We start from the raw sequence: 15,540 nt of genomic DNA, 5'->3' as shown, positions 1-15,540 counted from the left end.
CTGGACTTTCCCATCAGGGGCGACGACCATGGACGGGCACGCAACCCCGCTTGACGGCTGCCGTGGCGATCCGTTGAGTCCTGTCACGAACCATTCATCCAGCAAGCGCCTGTCATGCCGCGCGGGCAAGGGGGCATCAAATGAACCGTCTTCGATACTCGGTCGACCTGTCGTACGAAGTCCTGGATGCCGAGGCTGACTTCCTGTTCAACATCGAAGCCGCCCGTACCGCCCGCCAGCGCATTGTTTCCGAGCGCCTGACGGTGCCGCCCGTGCTGCGCATGGACCAGTACACCGATGCCGTGCTATGCAACCGGCTGATCCGGCTGCGCGCCCCCAAGGGGCATCTGGCGATCCACTATGAAGCCGTGGTCGATATCGACCACCGCCTCGACGATCCTTCGACCTTGCACGAAGTGCCGATCGCGCAACTGCCCTTCGAGGTGCTGCCCTACCTGGCGCCTAGCCGCTACTGTGAATCCGACCGCCTGATGGAGTTTGCCCTGCGCGAGTTCGGCAGGGTGCCATGGGGCTACTCGCGCGTCGTGGCCATCCGGGAATGGGCGCGCAACCATGTGCGTTTCCTCTCGACTTCCACCAATGAGCGCACCTCGGCCGTGGACACGATTGTCGAGCGCACTGGCGTGTGCCGGGATTTCGCGCACCTGATGATTGCCATCTGCCGGGCGCTGAGCATTCCCGCGCGCATCTCCAGCAGCCTGGACTACGGCGCCGATCCCGCGCTCGGGCCGCCGGATTTCCATGCCTTCGTGGAAGTCTTCCTGTCGGGCAGGTGGTATCTCGTCGACCCCTCCGGCACCTCCATTCCCACGGGCCTGCTGCGCATCGGCACGGGACGGGATGCGGGTGAGATCCCGTTCGCGGCGATCTTTGGCAAAGTGGAGTCCGAGCGGCCCTTCGTGCAGATCCATGCGGTGACAGATACGGCGCTCGGCCTGGAAATGCCGCTGTACACCGACTGGGGCATCTGCACCTGGTAGGACGTGGCGGCCGACCTATTCATGCCTGGCCGGCACCTGGGGCGGCGTCAGGGGTGGCGTCAGGGGTGGCGTCTGGGGTGGCATCTCCTGCGATATGCAGGGGGGCGCATCCGCGGCCACCTCCGCCAGCAGCCAGGCAAGGAAGACCCCGACCAACGGGCTATGCCACTTGTCCTCAAGGCAAACAAAGTAATAGGACTTGGGCGAGACATAAGTGGCGTCCAGCAAGCGCACCAACCGACCCGCCTTCAGGTCCTCCCTCACCACGTAATCGGGCAACAGGGCGATTCCCATGCCGCTGAGCGCCGCCTGCAGCCCCATGGCCAGCGAGGCATAGCGCGGCCCGCGCAGGGCCCTGCGCGCCGCCATGCCGATCACGTCGAAGTAGCCCGCCCACGCTTCCAGCGCCTCCGCCTGGTGCAGCAGCGGCAGGCGCTCCAGCGCAGCCTGGGCGGACTCCGCCTGCGCCAGCAGTTCGGGCACGCACACCGGAAACAAGGCCAGTGGCATCACCTTGACGCCGACATGCCCTTCGGGCGGGCCCGTGCAAACCTGGATCGCGCCGTCCAGGCCGGACGCACGCAGATCCACCGTGCCTGCCTTGGCGGTGATGTTGACCTGGATCTGGGGATGGGCCTTGGCAAAGCCTGCCAGCCTCGGCAGCAACCAGATATTGCCTAGCGAAACCGGCACGCGCAGATCGAGCCGGCCACCGCTGCCCCTGCTTGTCAGCACCTCCAGCGTGGCTTCCTCCAGCTCGGCTATCACCTTGCGGACCGCGCGCAGATATTGCTCGCCGGCCTGGGTGGGCGAGACGGCGCCCTTGCGGCGGATCAGCATGGGCACGCCGAGGTACGCTTCGAGCTCGGTCAACTGCTTGCTGACCGCGCTCTGTGTCAGGCATAGCTCGTCGGCCGCGCCCGTCACGCTGGCTAGCCTGACGGTAGCTTCTAGCGCCACCAGGTGGGACAGCGCGGGCAAGTGCCTGCCGTTCGTGCTTCTCATGAGGCCGTTCTGGTCGATAAAGGGTGGAGAGGATGGCGGGCATGCCGTGTGCCCGCACGCATGCGCGGGCACGCGGCGGCGCCCGTGGCCGCTACGCCGGCAAAAGTCGAAGGTGGCGGGTCAGCCGATGCGCCAGGCCGGCACCGTGCCATCCTCCGGCGCGCTCGCGCGCAGGTAGTCGCTGGTCTCGGCACAGCGCTCCCGGTTGCTCCGGCGCACCTGCAAGCCATTGAGCACGCCGCCGATCACGTTCGCATGGGCCCGGTCCAGGTACTTGAGCGCCTCCACCACCTTCTCCTGCGGGGTGTTGCCGGCGCGCACGAACAGCAGCGTGGCGCCGGCTACGCGGCTGACCAGCGCGGCGTCGGCCACCGCGAGGATGGGGGGCGTATCCACGAGGACCAGGTCAAAGCCCGCGGCGCAGGTGAGCAGCACCTCGCGCAGGGCGGGCAGCATCAGCAGCTCGGATGGATTCGCCGGCCGCGTGCCGGCCGAGAGCAGCCACAGCCCGCCGACAGCGGTGGGCTGGATCGCATCATGCAGCGTGAGGGCCCCGCCCAGCAGGTCGGCCAGCCCCAGCGTGCCCTCCAGGCCGAACTGCCCGGCCACGCGGGCACGGCGCAGGTCGGCGTCGACCACCAGCACGCGCATGCCGGCCTCCGCCGCCAGCACGGCCAGGTTGACCGCGCCAAAGGTCTTGCCCGCCCCCACGGAGGCGCTGGTAATGGCCACGATGTGGTTGGCAGCGCCGTCCATGGCGAAGTGCAGCGACGCGCGCAAGGTGCGCAGCCCCTCAACGGCCGGGGCGTGCGGATACTGCCGTGCGAGCAGGTACCGGTCGTGCAGCACCGTGTCTTCATGCGCCGCGCCGGGGCGCACCGAAGCGGTGGACACGCAGTGGCGCAGGCTCGCCCGCGCCGCGTCGTCCGTGCCGCGTGCGAGCCGTACTGCCTGGCCCGGCTCGCACACGGACAAGACCGGTGCGCGCAGGGGCCGCGGCTGCGCCAGGCTCTTGCGTTCCAGCTCAAGCTGCTCGGGGCTGAACACGACCTCGCCCACCATCGGCAACGCCAGGCTCCCTTCGATCGCGGCAGCGCTCTCCATGCCCCGGGACGCGCGGCTCTTGAGCGCGGCCACCCCGGAGCCAGCCAACAGGCCCAGCAGCGCAGCCAGGCCCGTCACCAGCGCCCGATCCGGGCCGACCGGCAGCGCAGGCGCCACCGCAAGGTCCACGAGCCGCACATCGCTGCTCTGGTCGGACTGCGCCAGCGACAGCAGCTGTGCCTGCCTGCGCAATGACATGTACATGTCCTCGGCCACCTTCACGTCGCGGCTGAGCGCGCCCGACTCCCGCTCCGCCTCGGACAGCCCTTGGCGCCGGCTATCCATGCTGCGCCTGTCGCCGCGCAACTGCTCGATCTGCTCGTCGATTGCCCGCACTTCCTGGCTCTGCGGCATGAAATTGCGCAGCAGGCGCGCGCGCTCGAGCCGCAGCCCGGAGATCTGCCGCTGGTACTCGATGCTGCCGCTGAGATAGGACTGGGACTCCTGGGAAGGCTGCAATGACCCGGCGCGCGCGCGGTACCGGGCCAGGGCCGCCTCGGCCGCCTCCAGCTCGGCCTTCACGCGCGGCAGCTCGCTGGTGACGAAATCCAGCTGCTGGTTGTCCTGCTCGCGCCGATGGCCAACCTGCGTATCGACAATCGAGCGCGCCACGGCATTGACCACTGCGGCGGCATGCTCCCGGTCGGCGTCGCGCCAGGCGATGCGCACCGCGTCGGCGGCTGCACCAGCGGCGGCGCCCGCCGCTGCGCCATTCGGCGCGGTTGCCGTGGCCGCGCCACGCTGCGGCTCCAGCTTGAGCCCGCGCGCCAGCAGCTCGACCGCCGTGATGGCGTCGCGGCGCATCACCACGAACTCGGTCCCCGCGCGCGCGGTGAGCTGCGCCAGCTTGAGCGAAACGCCACTGCCCCGCGCGATGTCGCCGACCTTGCCCGTCAGCAGCACCGCACCGTCCTCGCCCAGCAGGCGGAAGCGCTGGTCGCCCTGCGCCACCAGCGTCAGTGGCTGGTTGAGCAGCGCGTCGGGCACGTTGAGGGCGATCAGGTCGATCCGCTCACCGCCCCAGGCGTAGGCGGACAGGCTCTCCAGCGGCGCAGCTAGCGGTGTAGAACGTGGTCCTGCCTGCGCGCCACCGGCAAACCGCGCCCATAGCGCGCCAACCACGGGCACCGTGCGCGGGGCCGCGGCGATATCGAGCCGGGTTTCCCGCACCACCGGCGTCAGCACCGCGCGGCTGGTCATCGCATCCGGGCGCAGTTCGTCGGCGGGCTGCCCCGCGTTGGCCGTACCCTGCGCATTCAGCGCAAGCCGCCGGGCAGACTCCGGGCGCACCAGTACGTCCGCCTCGTACATGGCCGGCAGCGACCACGCATACAGCGCGCCGCACAGCGCGCCGAACAGCGTGGCGGCAAGGATCCAGCCGGCATGGTCAAGCAGTGCCCGGACCGCGCCCCAGCGCACGCGGGAACCCGGCTGCCGCGATGCCGCAGACAAGCCCACTTCGGTAAAGGTAATCACGCTCAGCTCCCCGTCATGCACTCCATGCCCTTCATGCGCTCAGTGCGCTCAGTGCGCGTGATGCGCGCACACAGCCAGCGCACGGGCGTGTCCCAGCCGTTCCGGCAAGGCCGGCCCGCCATCCCCGTTGGACAGCAAGCGCCCGTACTCGCGCCGGACGAGGCCATAGCACTCGCAGACGTGCAGCTCCAGCCGGACCCGGTCGATCACCGTGATGTGGCCGCGGCTGTAGTGGATCAACCCGAGATCCGCCAGTTTCCTGGCGGCTTCGGTCACGCCCTCGCGGCGCACGCCCAGCTTGGTGGCGATGACCTGCTGGGTGATGGCGATCTCGTTCGAGCAAAGCCGGTCGACGGCGAGCAGCAGCCAGCGGCAAACCTGCTGGTTCAGCGAGTGATAGCGGTTGCACACCGCGGTCTGCGCGATCTGCGTGAGCAACGCCTGCACGTACAGCAGGGTCAGCCGCAGGATTGCCGGCGAGCGCAGCAGTTCTTGCCGCAGCTTGTTCGCCGCGAGCCGGTAGCCAAACCCGGGCGTGTGCACCTCCAGCCGGTAAGGCATGGCATTGCCCCCCGTCACCACCGGGATGCCAACCATGCCCTCGTTGCCGACCGTGGCGATCTCGACGGTGGTGGCGTCCTCCAGGAAGGACAGCATGGAGACGACCGCCGTGGTCGGGAAATACACATGATTGGTATGCTGCCCGCAATCGGTCAGCAGTTGCCCGGGGCGCAGGCGCACCAGTTCGAGGTGGTTGGAGATGGCCTCCCAGTCATCGCGCGGCAAGCCGCGCAGGAGGTGATTGACGTCCGGAGCTAATCGCTGGCTGTACATCACGTATTACCCCTGCAAGACCCCAACTGCCCAACTGCCTGCCCCGCCAGCCCTGGTTTATTTGCCCAGTTGCTTGGTGAAGAACAGGGTCTGGATGGTCGGCGTAATCTGCTCGAGCACCCGGTTAAAGCGCACGGCATCCGACGTGCCCACATACACCACGTCGAGCGGCTCCATGCGGAACTGCGTCGACAGCAGCAAAGCATCCACCTGTGTCATGTCAAGCCGGTACACGGCTGGCTGTGTCGGGTTCTCGCGCGCGCCGCGGATCACGAAGACCTGGCGCGGGTCGGCAGCGCGGATGTCGATGCTGTTGACGCCGGCGAGCGCGTCAGCCAGCGAGAGGCGGCCCTTGTTCATCAGCAGCGAGGTCGGCTTGACCACTTCGCCCATCACGAAGATCCGGCTGGAGAGCCGGTCGGGCACATTGATGATGTCGCCGCCCTGCAAGAGAAAATCGCCAACGCCATTGCGCCGCTCGGTCAGCGTATCGAGATCCAGCTCGTAGACCTTGTCGCCGCGCGTCAGCCTGACCTTCTGCACGTCCGCATCGGGTAACGTGCCGCCCGTGCGCGCAATGGCGTTGATCATCGAGAGCGGCACATCGGTGACCTGCAGTGACCCGGGGTTCTTCACCAACCCCGTGACGTCGACCCGGCTGTTGCGGTACGACACCACGCGCACGTCGACCCGTGGGTCGCGGATCTCCTTGGACAGCGCCGTGGAGATCATGCTGCGCACCTGCTCCACGGTCTTTCCGCCAACCCGCAGCATGCCCACGGGCGGATAGTAGACCTCGCCATTGGCGCCGACGCGAAAACCGTTCTGTTCCAGCGGCGCCTGCTGCTGCGCGCCGTCGGCGGCGCCGGGCGCGATCGGCATGGGCTGCATGTTCGCCGCGCTGGAGCTCAGCTGCGGGTTGTACAGCACCGTGACGCCCAGCAGGTCCTGCGGGCCGATGCGGTATTCGTACTTCGCGATGCTCTGGGCAAGGTCCGCGCCCGTGGCGGGTGTCACCTTGCTGTTGGTCGTGGCAACCGCGTCGATCTGGCGGGAGATCACCTCCGCGTTGATCAGTTGCACCGGGTAGGCTTGCGTGCCAGTCTTGGCGCCGATGTCGTCATGCAGGCGACTCGAGTCCAGTGCCGGACCCGGCGCCCACGCGCATCCACCAAGAACGGCAACGAATGCAAGAGCGGGAAAGATCCTGATTGCCATGGCAGCGTCTCCTTGTCGTGAACCGCATTCAAGTCGTTTGAGGGCGCTGCGCCTGCAACGATCCATCTGGGGTTCCGCCCCCGGATAGCCGCAAGATTCACGCCAATACCTGGTCTTTATGTACGTTGGGCCACGGTGGCACAGGCACGCCCACACCCAGCCGTGGCCCCCTAAGTCACTCCTCGCGCAAGGGCACCAGGCCCTGCGCTGCGGCCGCCATGCCCGCGCCCGCCAGCGTCATCGCTTGCTCCGGCTCGCGCGCAGGCGCCTTGTGCTGCGGCGTGCCGTCGCTCGCGTAGGTCGCGCACGGCATGCCGAGCTCCCGTGCGATGTGTCCGCCCAGGCGCAATGCCAGCGCAGCAATGGTGATGGTGGGGAAATTCGCGCCGACGGTCGGGAACACCGAACTGCCGGCCACGTAGAGATTCGAGATGCCATGGACGCGGCTATTGCGGTCCACCACTCCCATTGTTGGCGAATCATGCATGCGCGTGGTGCCCATGTGGTGCCAGGTACCTTCGAGCGCGGCGGGCCAGGGCCGGCCCTCCACGGGTGGATCCAGCGTGACTTGCGCCACGCCGCTGCTTTGCAGTTCCTGCGCCAGCAGCGCAAAGGTGCGGTCAAAGGTACGCTGCACCAGGCTGCCCACGCGCCAGTGCACGCGCACTCGCGGCACGCCAAGCCGGTCTCGGTGTTCGGACAGCGTCACCCGGCTGTCCGGGTCGGGATCGGCCTCCACGATAGCCTGCATCTTGACGTCGGTGATCAGCGAGCGCGGCTGCATCAGCCGCGTCAGCCCGAAGCCCACGGTGTCGACCGGGTGCGCGGCCATGGTCAGCAGGTCCCGGGCGAGGCTGTGGCCTGGCTGGTCCTTCTTCAACAGTGCCTGCTTGGTGCGGAACAGCGCCTCCGCGCCTTTGCTGCCTTCGCCGTAGAACATCGAGAAGAACCACACCCGCGCATTGAGCAGGCCTTCGCGTTCCAGCACGGCGGGCTTGAGCGCGAACTGCGAGGAGACATAGGTGCCGTTGGCACTCACGGCCGCGTTCTGGTAGTGGTACTTGATGTCGTAGAGCTTGTTGCGCGCCCATCCTTTGTTGAAGCGGACACTGCCGGACATCAGCCGCGGATGGTCCATGAAATAGCGGCCCACCAGGTCCGCGCCATTGCCCAGGCCGGCAGGCTGCACCTTGTTCGATGCCAGCAGCAGGCGCGCGTTTTCGATGCCGCCCGTGGCCAGCACGAACAAGCGCGCCGCCACCTTGATATGCCGCCCGCTGAGCGTGGCGACCGAGACCTCCGTCACTGAAGTGGCATCGGCATTGGTGCCGATGTCGACCACGTTGGCGTAGAGATACACCTTGACGCGATGCGATTGTTCCAGCGGCTCGCGGTACAGCTTGCCAAAGCGGGCCGGCGGGCTGAACTGCGAGATCGTGTCGCGGATATGCTCACCGATCAGCGGCAGGCGCCGCACGTCGGGACGGCGGATGGCGGCCTCCCAGTAAGCGGGATCGAAGTTGTTGGGTCCGAGCTTGAGCAGCGCATGGGTGCGCTCGTAGTAAGGGGTGAGCTCATCGAGCCCGAACGGCCAGCCGCTGTGCGCCACCCAGCTGCGCTTTTCCAGGTCCCACGGGTCCAGCGGGCGGCACCAGCCGCCCCAGCAATTGCTGCTGCCGCCGAGAAAGCGGCTGCGGCTGCCATCGGCGAAGGTATAGGGCAGCCCGATGTTCTCGCCGCGATAGAGGTCGCGCGTGTCGTCATCGGCCTTGTAGCCGCCACTCTCCAGCAAGCAGGCATCGATGCCAAGCCGCTGCATCTCCAGTGCCAGCGTGATGCCGGCCACCCCGGCGCCAATGATGCAGACGGTGGTGTGCACCACGGCGTCCTCTTCTAGCTTTCTGGTGTCGATAAACATCTACTGCTCCCCCTGTTGGCCGGTTTCAAGACGGATTGCCACTACCCTTCCCGCTTCCATCTTCGTACGACGCCCTCGCTCGCGTGCGCCAACATTGCGCTAACCGCGGCCAAGCACGTGCGTTGCCGGACGCATCGCGCATCCCGCATCAGGCATCGCGGCCCAGCCACTCGGGTTCCATCACGGCCTGCGCCGGCTCGCCGGACTGCAGCACGCGCAGCAGGTCGCGAGCCATGCTTTCCACGGTGAAACGCCGGTTGAACGTTGCCTTGGCGCAGGCGCGCATCTGCACGCGCTGGGCGTCGTCCATGGAGAGCCAGCGCCGCAGCAGCGCCTCGCATCCCTCGACGGTGTCGGGCGCGGCAAGTCCCGCGCCGTCACGTTCGATCTCGCGCCAGATGTTGACCTTGTCGGAGATCAGCGCGGGCACGGCACAACCCAGCGCCTCGGCCACCGCGATGCCGAAGTTCTCCTGGTGCGAGGGCAGCGCGAATACATCGCTGGCATAGAACGCGCCCCACTTCATCTCCGCGCGCAGCATGCCGGGCCAGCTCACGCGTGCGCCGATGCCACGCGCTGCGGCCTGCGACTGCAGACGGGGCACCCATCCCGCGCTATCGGGGCCCGCCATCACGAGGTGCGCCTGCGGGTCCAGCGCCGCCACGCGGGCAAAGGCGTCGATCAGCAGGTCGCAGCCTTTCTTCTCGTGCACGCGGCCAAGAAACAAGACGATGCGCTTGCCGCGCAGCTCGGGGTATGCCGCCAGGAAGCGCTCGCGCAATGCCACGCCGTCGGCGTCGTGCTCCGGGGGCGGCGACTGCGTGCCAAGGCTCACGACCGATTCCCTGGCGCGGTACAGCCAGAAAGACTGGCTGGCCAGGCGTCGCTCCTCCTCGGCGGTAAACAACACGGCTCGCGCATCGCGCAGTACGCGGTACTCGGCCCACGGCCAGTAGAGCCACTTCTTCAGGTGCTTGCGCGGGTAGGCGCGCTTGAACCAGGGATCGAGCATGCCGTGCGGGTAGACGTAGTACGGCACCTGCAGCTTGCGCAGCGCGCGCCACGCGCCAAAGCCATGGTATTGCCACAGGCCGTTGATGATGACGGCGTCGAACTCCCGCGCATGCTCGCGCAGCCAGGGCACCAGCCGGGGCGAGTAGTGGTAGTAGCCGCGCGCGGGCCCCAGCACATGCAAAGGCAAGGGGAAGTCGGCCAGGTAGGGCGCATCCGGCGGATCGAGCGACAGCACCTCCACGCGATGGCCCTGCGCGACAAGCTGGGCGCTGCCCTGGCGCACGCATTCCACGGGTCCGCCCAACCTGGGATCGATCGATGAAAGCAGGTGAAGGATGTTCATCGGTCGACTCCTTGCGGGGCAAATCGCAGACGCTTGGGCGCGCGCTCTGGCTGGTCGTTGCCGGCCGCGTTGGCAGCCGGCGCGTGGGCTATCGTTGTGAGCATTGGCGCATAGGTTCCGGGCCTGAGCGCGGGCGCCCCCGCCAGCGGGGCTCGCCTGGGCCTTCCCTGTTTGGCCTGTTGCGCCTGCCGCGCACGTTCGGCCGCCGCCGCGCCTTGCGCGGCGAGCTTCGCGGCCGTCGAGCGGGCCAGCTGCGCGTGCGTGGCCACCAGCAGGCCCAGCGCCACGCCGTACACCACGCCGGAAAAGCGCGGGCCCAGCGGATTGCCGCCGATCGACGTGGCCGGCAGCGCCGCCAGCACCAGCAAGGCGCGGCCCATCACGGCCAGGTTGGGCGCGTTCGGCGCCACGCGCCGCCAGTGGCGATAGGCCATGCTGCCGCGATAGAGCGAGAACAGCACGATGGCGGGAAACGCGATGCCAAACAGCAAGCCGCCCGCGAACAACTGGTAGACCCAGAAGTTATGTCCCGCCGTCCACTCGTTGATCGCGTAGAACTCCTTCTCGCTCATCTGCCCGGAGAGCGCCTTCAGGTAAGCGGGCGAGTAGCGATAGAAATGCCCGTAGCCTTTGCCGACCATGAGCGACGTCGTGTTCGAGGTGACCTGGTCATACTGGTCCTTGAGCTCGGCGAGCCGGGTGGCGGTTGTCGGATCGATGCCGGAAGCGGTGGCCTTGCCCGCCGCAATCCGCTGGGTCCAGTGCGCGGCGACGCTCGGGAACAGCTCCGAGCCAACCAACGCGGTGCCGCCTACCAGCACCGTCGTGATGACGACCGCGCGCAGCACCGCCTTGAGCAGATGGCGCAGCGACGCCGCGCTCAGCCACGTGGCAAAGCAAAACAGTAGCGCCGTGCCGATCAGCAAGCTGCGCGTGACGCTGAGCATTTCGATGAGCACGGTGCCGATGAACAGCAGCACGGTGAACTTGGTCACGCGCCTGGCGATGACGAACTCGTGCAGCAGCACGCCCTGCGTCGCCAGGAAGACCACCGAGACAATGCGAAAGCGCACCGTCTCCAGCCCGCCTCCCACCGCCATGCCATAGGCAAAGCTGAACAGCAGCGACGTCACCATGGCGGCGAACATCGCCGACTCGATCTGCTTCAGGCGCTCTTGCGGCCACGGATGGCGCGCGGCCAGGTAGCCGATCAGGAACAGCATGAACGGCAACAGCACGCGCAGGTAATTGCCAACATCGTTGCCCTGGATCAACTGCGGGACGATGCTGCCCGGCACGGTCAGCAGCAAGGCGGCCATGACCGTCGAGCTCAACCGGGTGCGCGTGACAAAGCGCGGCGCGATCAAGGCCAGGGCAATGCCCGCTGCGATCACCGGCAGGGTCAGCAGGATCTGCGTCAGGCGGCTACCGTTTTCATCGACGCTTTTGAAATCCACTGCCAGCGGGCATAGCATCAGCCATATCCAGATGGCCGTGAAGCGGTTGCGCATGGCGGGCCCTCCTTCATCCGTTGGAGGCTTGCACCGGCGCGGCCGGTGCCTGGGGCGCCGATGCGGGCGGCGCCCCAGGCACCACGGACAGCACTACGGGCAACACTACGGGCAGCACTACGCGCGGGCGCGCCAGCCGGCGCCGCAACTGCCGGCGCATCGGTTCCTCGACATAGCGGTAGATGGCCAGGCTCAGCAAGATGGCCAGCGCCACCGCCAGCCAGCCGGCCTGCTGGCGCCAGCCGGCCAGGTAAGCCATGCGCGCCAGCGGTACGTGAATCAGGTAGAGCGCAAAGCTGGCTTCGCCAAGCGACACCAGCCAGCGCCGGTGCAGCACGCCTGCCACCGGCCGCTCCAGCAAGGCAAGGCCAAGGATCAGCGCGCCAAAAAACGGCGCCTGCAGGTAGAAGGCGGGACTAAGCGGGCGTAGCACCGCCAGCGTGCCGACCGCGCAAACCGCCACCGCCACCAGGCCCATGCCGAGCGTGTGCCGGCTGCCGCCGGCGCCACGCAGCCGCGCGTAGGCAATGCCCGCGCAGACACCGAGCACGAACTCGAACAGGTGGGTCAGCGGAAACTGCGCCACCAGGAAGCCATGCCGCGATGGCGGCAGCACCGCCATCAGCAGCGCGATCCAGGCACCTTGCAACAGCCACAGCGCCAGGCACAGCAGTGCCAGCGCGCGGCTGCCACGCTTTTCCAGCCGGCGTAGCAGCAACGGAAACAAGGCGTAGAAGAAGGCCTCGCAGGAGATGCTCCAGGCGGGTCCGTTCCAAGGCTGGTTGAGCGCCGAGAACGGCAGCCACGCGGTCAGCGCCAGCAACTGGGCCACGAGGCTCACCGCCAGCATCGCGACGTACGAGCCCTTGAGCCCATACCACTCGCGCAACAGCTCGCTGTCGCCCGTATGCAAGAGCCACAGCGTCACCGGCAGCGACAACAGCAGCGACAGCACCAGCACCGGGTAGATCCGGGCGAAGCGCGCGGCGTAGAACGCGGCGGCGCCGCCTGGCAGGCCGATCTTGTCCCGGTAGGTGAAGGTCAGCACAAAGCCGGAGAGCACAAAGAACAGCGAGACAGCCGGCCGGCCGCCGTCGGCCAGCTGCAGGAACCACGCCGGGCCGTTGAGCACGCCGATCTCGGTGAAGTGGCAGAGCACGACGGTCAAGGCCGCCAGGAAGCGGATGCTGGTGAGCGCGGGCAATGTCGCCACGGCGTGGCTTGCCATCGCCGTGCCGTAAGGCCGCGCTGCCGCCCGGCCTTGTGCCGGCGCCGCGCCTGATTGTGTCGCTGACATGCCTCACCTCCCCTGTCTTTTTCGCTTGGTTGCGCGCCTGCTTTCTTGTTGTTGCGTACGCGATGCCCGGCCTGCTCCGCCTGCTGCACCCACAGCATCCACAGCACCCGCAGCGCCTACTCCGCCTACTCCGCCTTCTCCGGCTGCAATACGTTGGCCGGGAGCTCCTCCCCAACGCGAGGCTCCCCGGCCGCGGGCCGGGCCGCGCCTTCGCCGCACAAGGCGCGCAGCCTGGCGTCGAAGCGGGACAGCACGGCGGCGGCGGACAGCGTGGCCTCGGCGTAGCCGCGCGCCGCGGCCCCCAGCTCCGCACGCAGCGCGGGCGATGCCGCGAGCCGCTTGATGGCGCCCGCCAGGGCCTCGACGTCGTCCGGGGGCACCGCGACCCCGCGCGGCGATACCGCCGCGAACAGCTCGGTCCCCGGCAGCGCCATGGCAACGATGGCGCGGCCGCTGGCAAACATGCCGGTCAGCTTGGAGGGCATGACCAGGTCGGCCGCATCGCCGCGCTGGGGCAGCACATGGATGTCTGCCAGGTTCAACAGTTCGTTAAGCCGGTCGACGGGCTGCAGCGGCAGGAAGCGGCAGTTGTCCAGCCCGGCGCAGTGGGTTTCCAGCATCGCCCTGGCCGGGCCGTTGCCGCAGAAGACAAAGGTAATGCCGGCATTGCCGGCCAGTGCGGCAACCGCGCACACCAGGATTTCCAGGCCTTGCTTCTCGCCCATGTTGCCGGCATAGAGCACGACCTTCTGGTCCGGCGGGATGCCGAGTTCCTCGCGATAGATGCTGGGCCGCTCCAGCGGGTAGATGGCGGTGGTGTCCACCCAGTTGGGCAGGCGGAACACGCGCGTGCTGGCCACGCCCTTGCGCACCGCATGCTCGGCCATCTTCTCCGAGATGGTGGATACCACGTCGAAGCGGCGCATCAGGAGGCGCTCCGTGGCAAGCGCCGCGCGCCGCAGCCTTGCGCCTTTGAGCATGCCCAGCTCGAAGGCTGCGTCGACTTCATAGTCCTGCACGTGGAGCCAGGTCCTGGCGCCGGCCAGGCGCGCCACCACCCATGTGGCGGGCACGCTCATCAGGTTGGGCGCGATCGCCATCACGGCATCCGGGCGCCATAGAACCTGCCTGAGCAAGGACGGCAGCGCGCCCAGCGCGAAGCTGGCGAGGTGCAGCAGGCGCGTGGCGCCGGTCGGGCGCGCCGGCACCCACAACGGCGCGCGATGCACCTGGACGCCGCCGCGCAGCTCGCGCGTGTAGCGCCAGGCGGAATAGCCCTCGCCTACGCGCCAGCCGGGGTAGTAAGGGGGCGCGCAGACCACGCGGACCTCATGCCCGCCGGCGGCCAGCGCTTCGGCCATCTCGGCGGTGTATTTGCCGGTTCCGGTCAGCTCCGGCGCGTAGTTCTGTCCGCAGATCAGGATTCTCACGGGACTCTCCATTCGGTTCTGCGTGTGTCATTCCGGCAACGTGACGCCTTCCTCCCTGGCAGCCGGCCGACCGGGGAGCGCCGCGCATGCGGCGATCGCGCGCAACCCTGCCTGCAATGGCCGCACAGGTCATCGCAAGGTCAACACATGCGGCAGGAAGGAAGGCGGGCTGGGCCCGGGTCCTGGGTTCCGGGTTCCGGCTCAGGTCTGCACGCCCGTTCGCTGATGCACCTCCGGCTCGCTCAGCATCGCGGCGCAGCCGCGCGCGATATTCGACGCGGCGTTCGCCGGATCGAAGCGCCGGATCACGGACAGGCAACGCTCCGCGGTGGCCTGGGTATCCGCGAACGCCGCCAGCGCGCGGGTCATGCCGGCCTGCAGCGCAGCGGCACTGCGCGCCGGCACCGCGAACCCGGTCTCGCCCTCGAGCACCAGCTCCGGCACGCAGCCGCAGTTCTCGCTGACCACCGCCGGGCAGCCATGGGCGAGCGCCTCGTTGACCACCAGGCCCCACGGTTCGCTATGGCTGGGCAAGACCATGCAGGCCGCCCGGTAGTACTCCTTGGACAGGCCTTCGTCCTGCAGGCTGCCGACCTGGCATACCGCGGCCTCAAGGCCGAGCTCCGCCGCCATCTGGCGCAGGGTGCCTGCCATCGGCCCGGTGCCGACCAGCCGCAGCGTTGCCGACGGCATCGTCTTGTGCAGGCCCGCGAAGGCTTCCAGCAGCGTGTCCAGCCCCTTTTCTTCCGACAGGCGGCCCACATACAGGAACACGGGCGCGCCGTCCGCACGATGTTTCAGGCGCTCCTGCAGGGCTTGCTCCGGCTTGTAGGTGGCCGGCATGGCGGCCGCCTGGCAGGGCGTGAAGATCCGCTCCGGCTTGGCGCCGAGCGACATCAGGTACTCGCGGCTGCGCTCGCCAAAGCCAAAGTAGCCGTGGCACAGCGAGAAGAACACGCGCTTGGGAATGGAGGTCAGCATGCGCCGCGGCCGGTCCCGCCCGGTGGAGTCGCAAAACACCGCGCGCCGCTTGCCGGTGACGATGCAGGCCAGCAGCATCGCCCAGTATTCCGGGCGGTGGTAGCCCGGCAGCACCACCAGCTCGCCCTTGGCCTTGAGCACTTCCCAGGTCAGGCGCGCCGTCATCTTCCAGCGCGGCACATCCTCATAACAGCCTGCATACAGCTGGTGCATGGGATAGTTGTGAAACGAGTAGTCGACATCGGAGAAGCCGAGCCGGAAGTGCTCCGTCTCCGCGATCTGCACCATGTCGTAATGGATCGAGCTTGCCGCAGACTGGCTGTGCAACGCCGAGAACACCGCGCCCTTGTGGCGCGACCAGACTACGTTGTGGAATATCGTGACTGAGCCTGACATTGTTATCTCCTG

General features: G+C 68.1%; 11 protein-coding genes. 1 reads left to right on the top strand and 10 read right to left on the bottom strand.

Features of this window, described 5'->3' with window-relative positions; translation table 11 throughout:
• Positions 1 to 140: 140 nt before the first annotated feature.
• Positions 141 to 1,001: a transglutaminase-like domain-containing protein gene (locus F7R26_RS23980; RefSeq protein WP_150985005.1), complete on the top strand. Its 861-nt coding sequence runs from the start codon at positions 141 to 143 to the stop codon at positions 999 to 1,001.
• A 15-nt stretch (positions 1,002 to 1,016) separates the two neighbouring features.
• On the opposite strand, the gene F7R26_RS23975 is transcribed toward F7R26_RS23980, so the two are convergent.
• From F7R26_RS23975 to F7R26_RS23930, 10 genes are all read right to left on the bottom strand, one after another.
• Entirely contained in the window at positions 1,017 to 2,006 is a 990-nt protein-coding gene (locus F7R26_RS23975; protein WP_150985004.1) for a LysR substrate-binding domain-containing protein, read from the bottom strand.
• A 120-nt stretch (positions 2,007 to 2,126) separates the two neighbouring features.
• Positions 2,127 to 4,586: a polysaccharide biosynthesis tyrosine autokinase gene (locus F7R26_RS23970; RefSeq protein WP_170301808.1), complete on the bottom strand. Its 2,460-nt coding sequence runs from the start codon at positions 4,584 to 4,586 to the stop codon at positions 2,127 to 2,129.
• A 48-nt stretch (positions 4,587 to 4,634) separates the two neighbouring features.
• Positions 4,635 to 5,420 carry a Crp/Fnr family transcriptional regulator gene (locus F7R26_RS23965; protein WP_150985088.1) on the bottom strand — a complete coding sequence of 262 codons (786 nt, stop codon included), beginning with the start codon at positions 5,418 to 5,420 and terminating at the stop codon, positions 4,635 to 4,637.
• Between the two features lie 57 nt (positions 5,421 to 5,477).
• Entirely contained in the window at positions 5,478 to 6,638 is a 1,161-nt protein-coding gene (locus tag F7R26_RS23960; RefSeq protein ID WP_170301807.1) for a polysaccharide biosynthesis/export family protein, read from the bottom strand.
• A gap of 175 nt (positions 6,639 to 6,813) precedes the next feature.
• Positions 6,814 to 8,556 carry an FAD-dependent oxidoreductase gene (locus tag F7R26_RS23955; RefSeq protein ID WP_150985001.1) on the bottom strand — a complete coding sequence of 581 codons (1,743 nt, stop codon included), beginning with the start codon at positions 8,554 to 8,556 and terminating at the stop codon, positions 6,814 to 6,816.
• 148 nt (positions 8,557 to 8,704) lie between these two features.
• Positions 8,705 to 9,913: a glycosyltransferase gene (locus F7R26_RS23950; protein WP_150985000.1), complete on the bottom strand. Its 1,209-nt coding sequence runs from the start codon at positions 9,911 to 9,913 to the stop codon at positions 8,705 to 8,707.
• Positions 9,910 to 11,424, bottom strand: coding sequence for a hypothetical protein (locus F7R26_RS23945; protein ID WP_241754705.1), 1,515 nt, complete (start codon positions 11,422 to 11,424; stop codon positions 9,910 to 9,912). The genes F7R26_RS23950 and F7R26_RS23945 overlap by 4 nt, the downstream gene beginning before the upstream one ends.
• A gap of 13 nt (positions 11,425 to 11,437) precedes the next feature.
• Positions 11,438 to 12,721, bottom strand: a complete 1,284-nt coding sequence (locus F7R26_RS23940) for an acyltransferase family protein (protein WP_241754704.1) — start codon at positions 12,719 to 12,721, stop codon at positions 11,438 to 11,440.
• Between the two features lie 125 nt (positions 12,722 to 12,846).
• Positions 12,847 to 14,151 carry a glycosyltransferase WbuB gene (locus tag F7R26_RS23935; RefSeq protein ID WP_150984999.1) on the bottom strand — a complete coding sequence of 435 codons (1,305 nt, stop codon included), beginning with the start codon at positions 14,149 to 14,151 and terminating at the stop codon, positions 12,847 to 12,849.
• Positions 14,152 to 14,352: 201 nt separating this feature from the next.
• The gene (locus F7R26_RS23930) at positions 14,353 to 15,528 is read right to left on the bottom strand and encodes a glycosyltransferase family 4 protein (protein ID WP_150984998.1); all 1,176 of its coding nucleotides are present in this window, start codon (positions 15,526 to 15,528) and stop codon (positions 14,353 to 14,355) included.
• Between the last annotated feature and the right edge of the window lie 12 nt (positions 15,529 to 15,540).

Source organism: Cupriavidus basilensis (assembly GCF_008801925.2).
GTDB lineage: Bacteria > Pseudomonadota > Gammaproteobacteria > Burkholderiales > Burkholderiaceae > Cupriavidus > Cupriavidus basilensis.
The sequence above is the reverse complement of the archived record's forward strand: the minus strand, read 5'-3'. Positions and strand labels throughout refer to the sequence as shown.

Bases quoted from the DNA above. Each gene is read 5' to 3' on its own strand.
- F7R26_RS23965 (WP_150985088.1), bottom strand. From the start codon at position 5,420: ATGTACAGCCAGCGATTAGCTCCGGACGTCAATCACCTCCTGCGCGGC.
- F7R26_RS23945 (WP_241754705.1), bottom strand. From the start codon at position 11,424: ATGCGCAACCGCTTCACGGCCATCTGGATATGGCTGATGCTATGCCCG.
- F7R26_RS23975 (WP_150985004.1), bottom strand. From the start codon at position 2,006: ATGAGAAGCACGAACGGCAGGCACTTGCCCGCGCTGTCCCACCTGGTG.
- F7R26_RS23955 (WP_150985001.1), bottom strand. From the start codon at position 8,556: ATGTTTATCGACACCAGAAAGCTAGAAGAGGACGCCGTGGTGCACACC.
- F7R26_RS23960 (WP_170301807.1), bottom strand. From the start codon at position 6,638: ATGGCAATCAGGATCTTTCCCGCTCTTGCATTCGTTGCCGTTCTTGGT.
- F7R26_RS23950 (WP_150985000.1), bottom strand. From the start codon at position 9,913: ATGAACATCCTTCACCTGCTTTCATCGATCGATCCCAGGTTGGGCGGA.
- F7R26_RS23930 (WP_150984998.1), bottom strand. From the start codon at position 15,528: ATGTCAGGCTCAGTCACGATATTCCACAACGTAGTCTGGTCGCGCCAC.
- F7R26_RS23940 (WP_241754704.1), bottom strand. From the start codon at position 12,721: ATGTCAGCGACACAATCAGGCGCGGCGCCGGCACAAGGCCGGGCGGCA.
- F7R26_RS23980 (WP_150985005.1), top strand. From the start codon at position 141: ATGAACCGTCTTCGATACTCGGTCGACCTGTCGTACGAAGTCCTGGAT.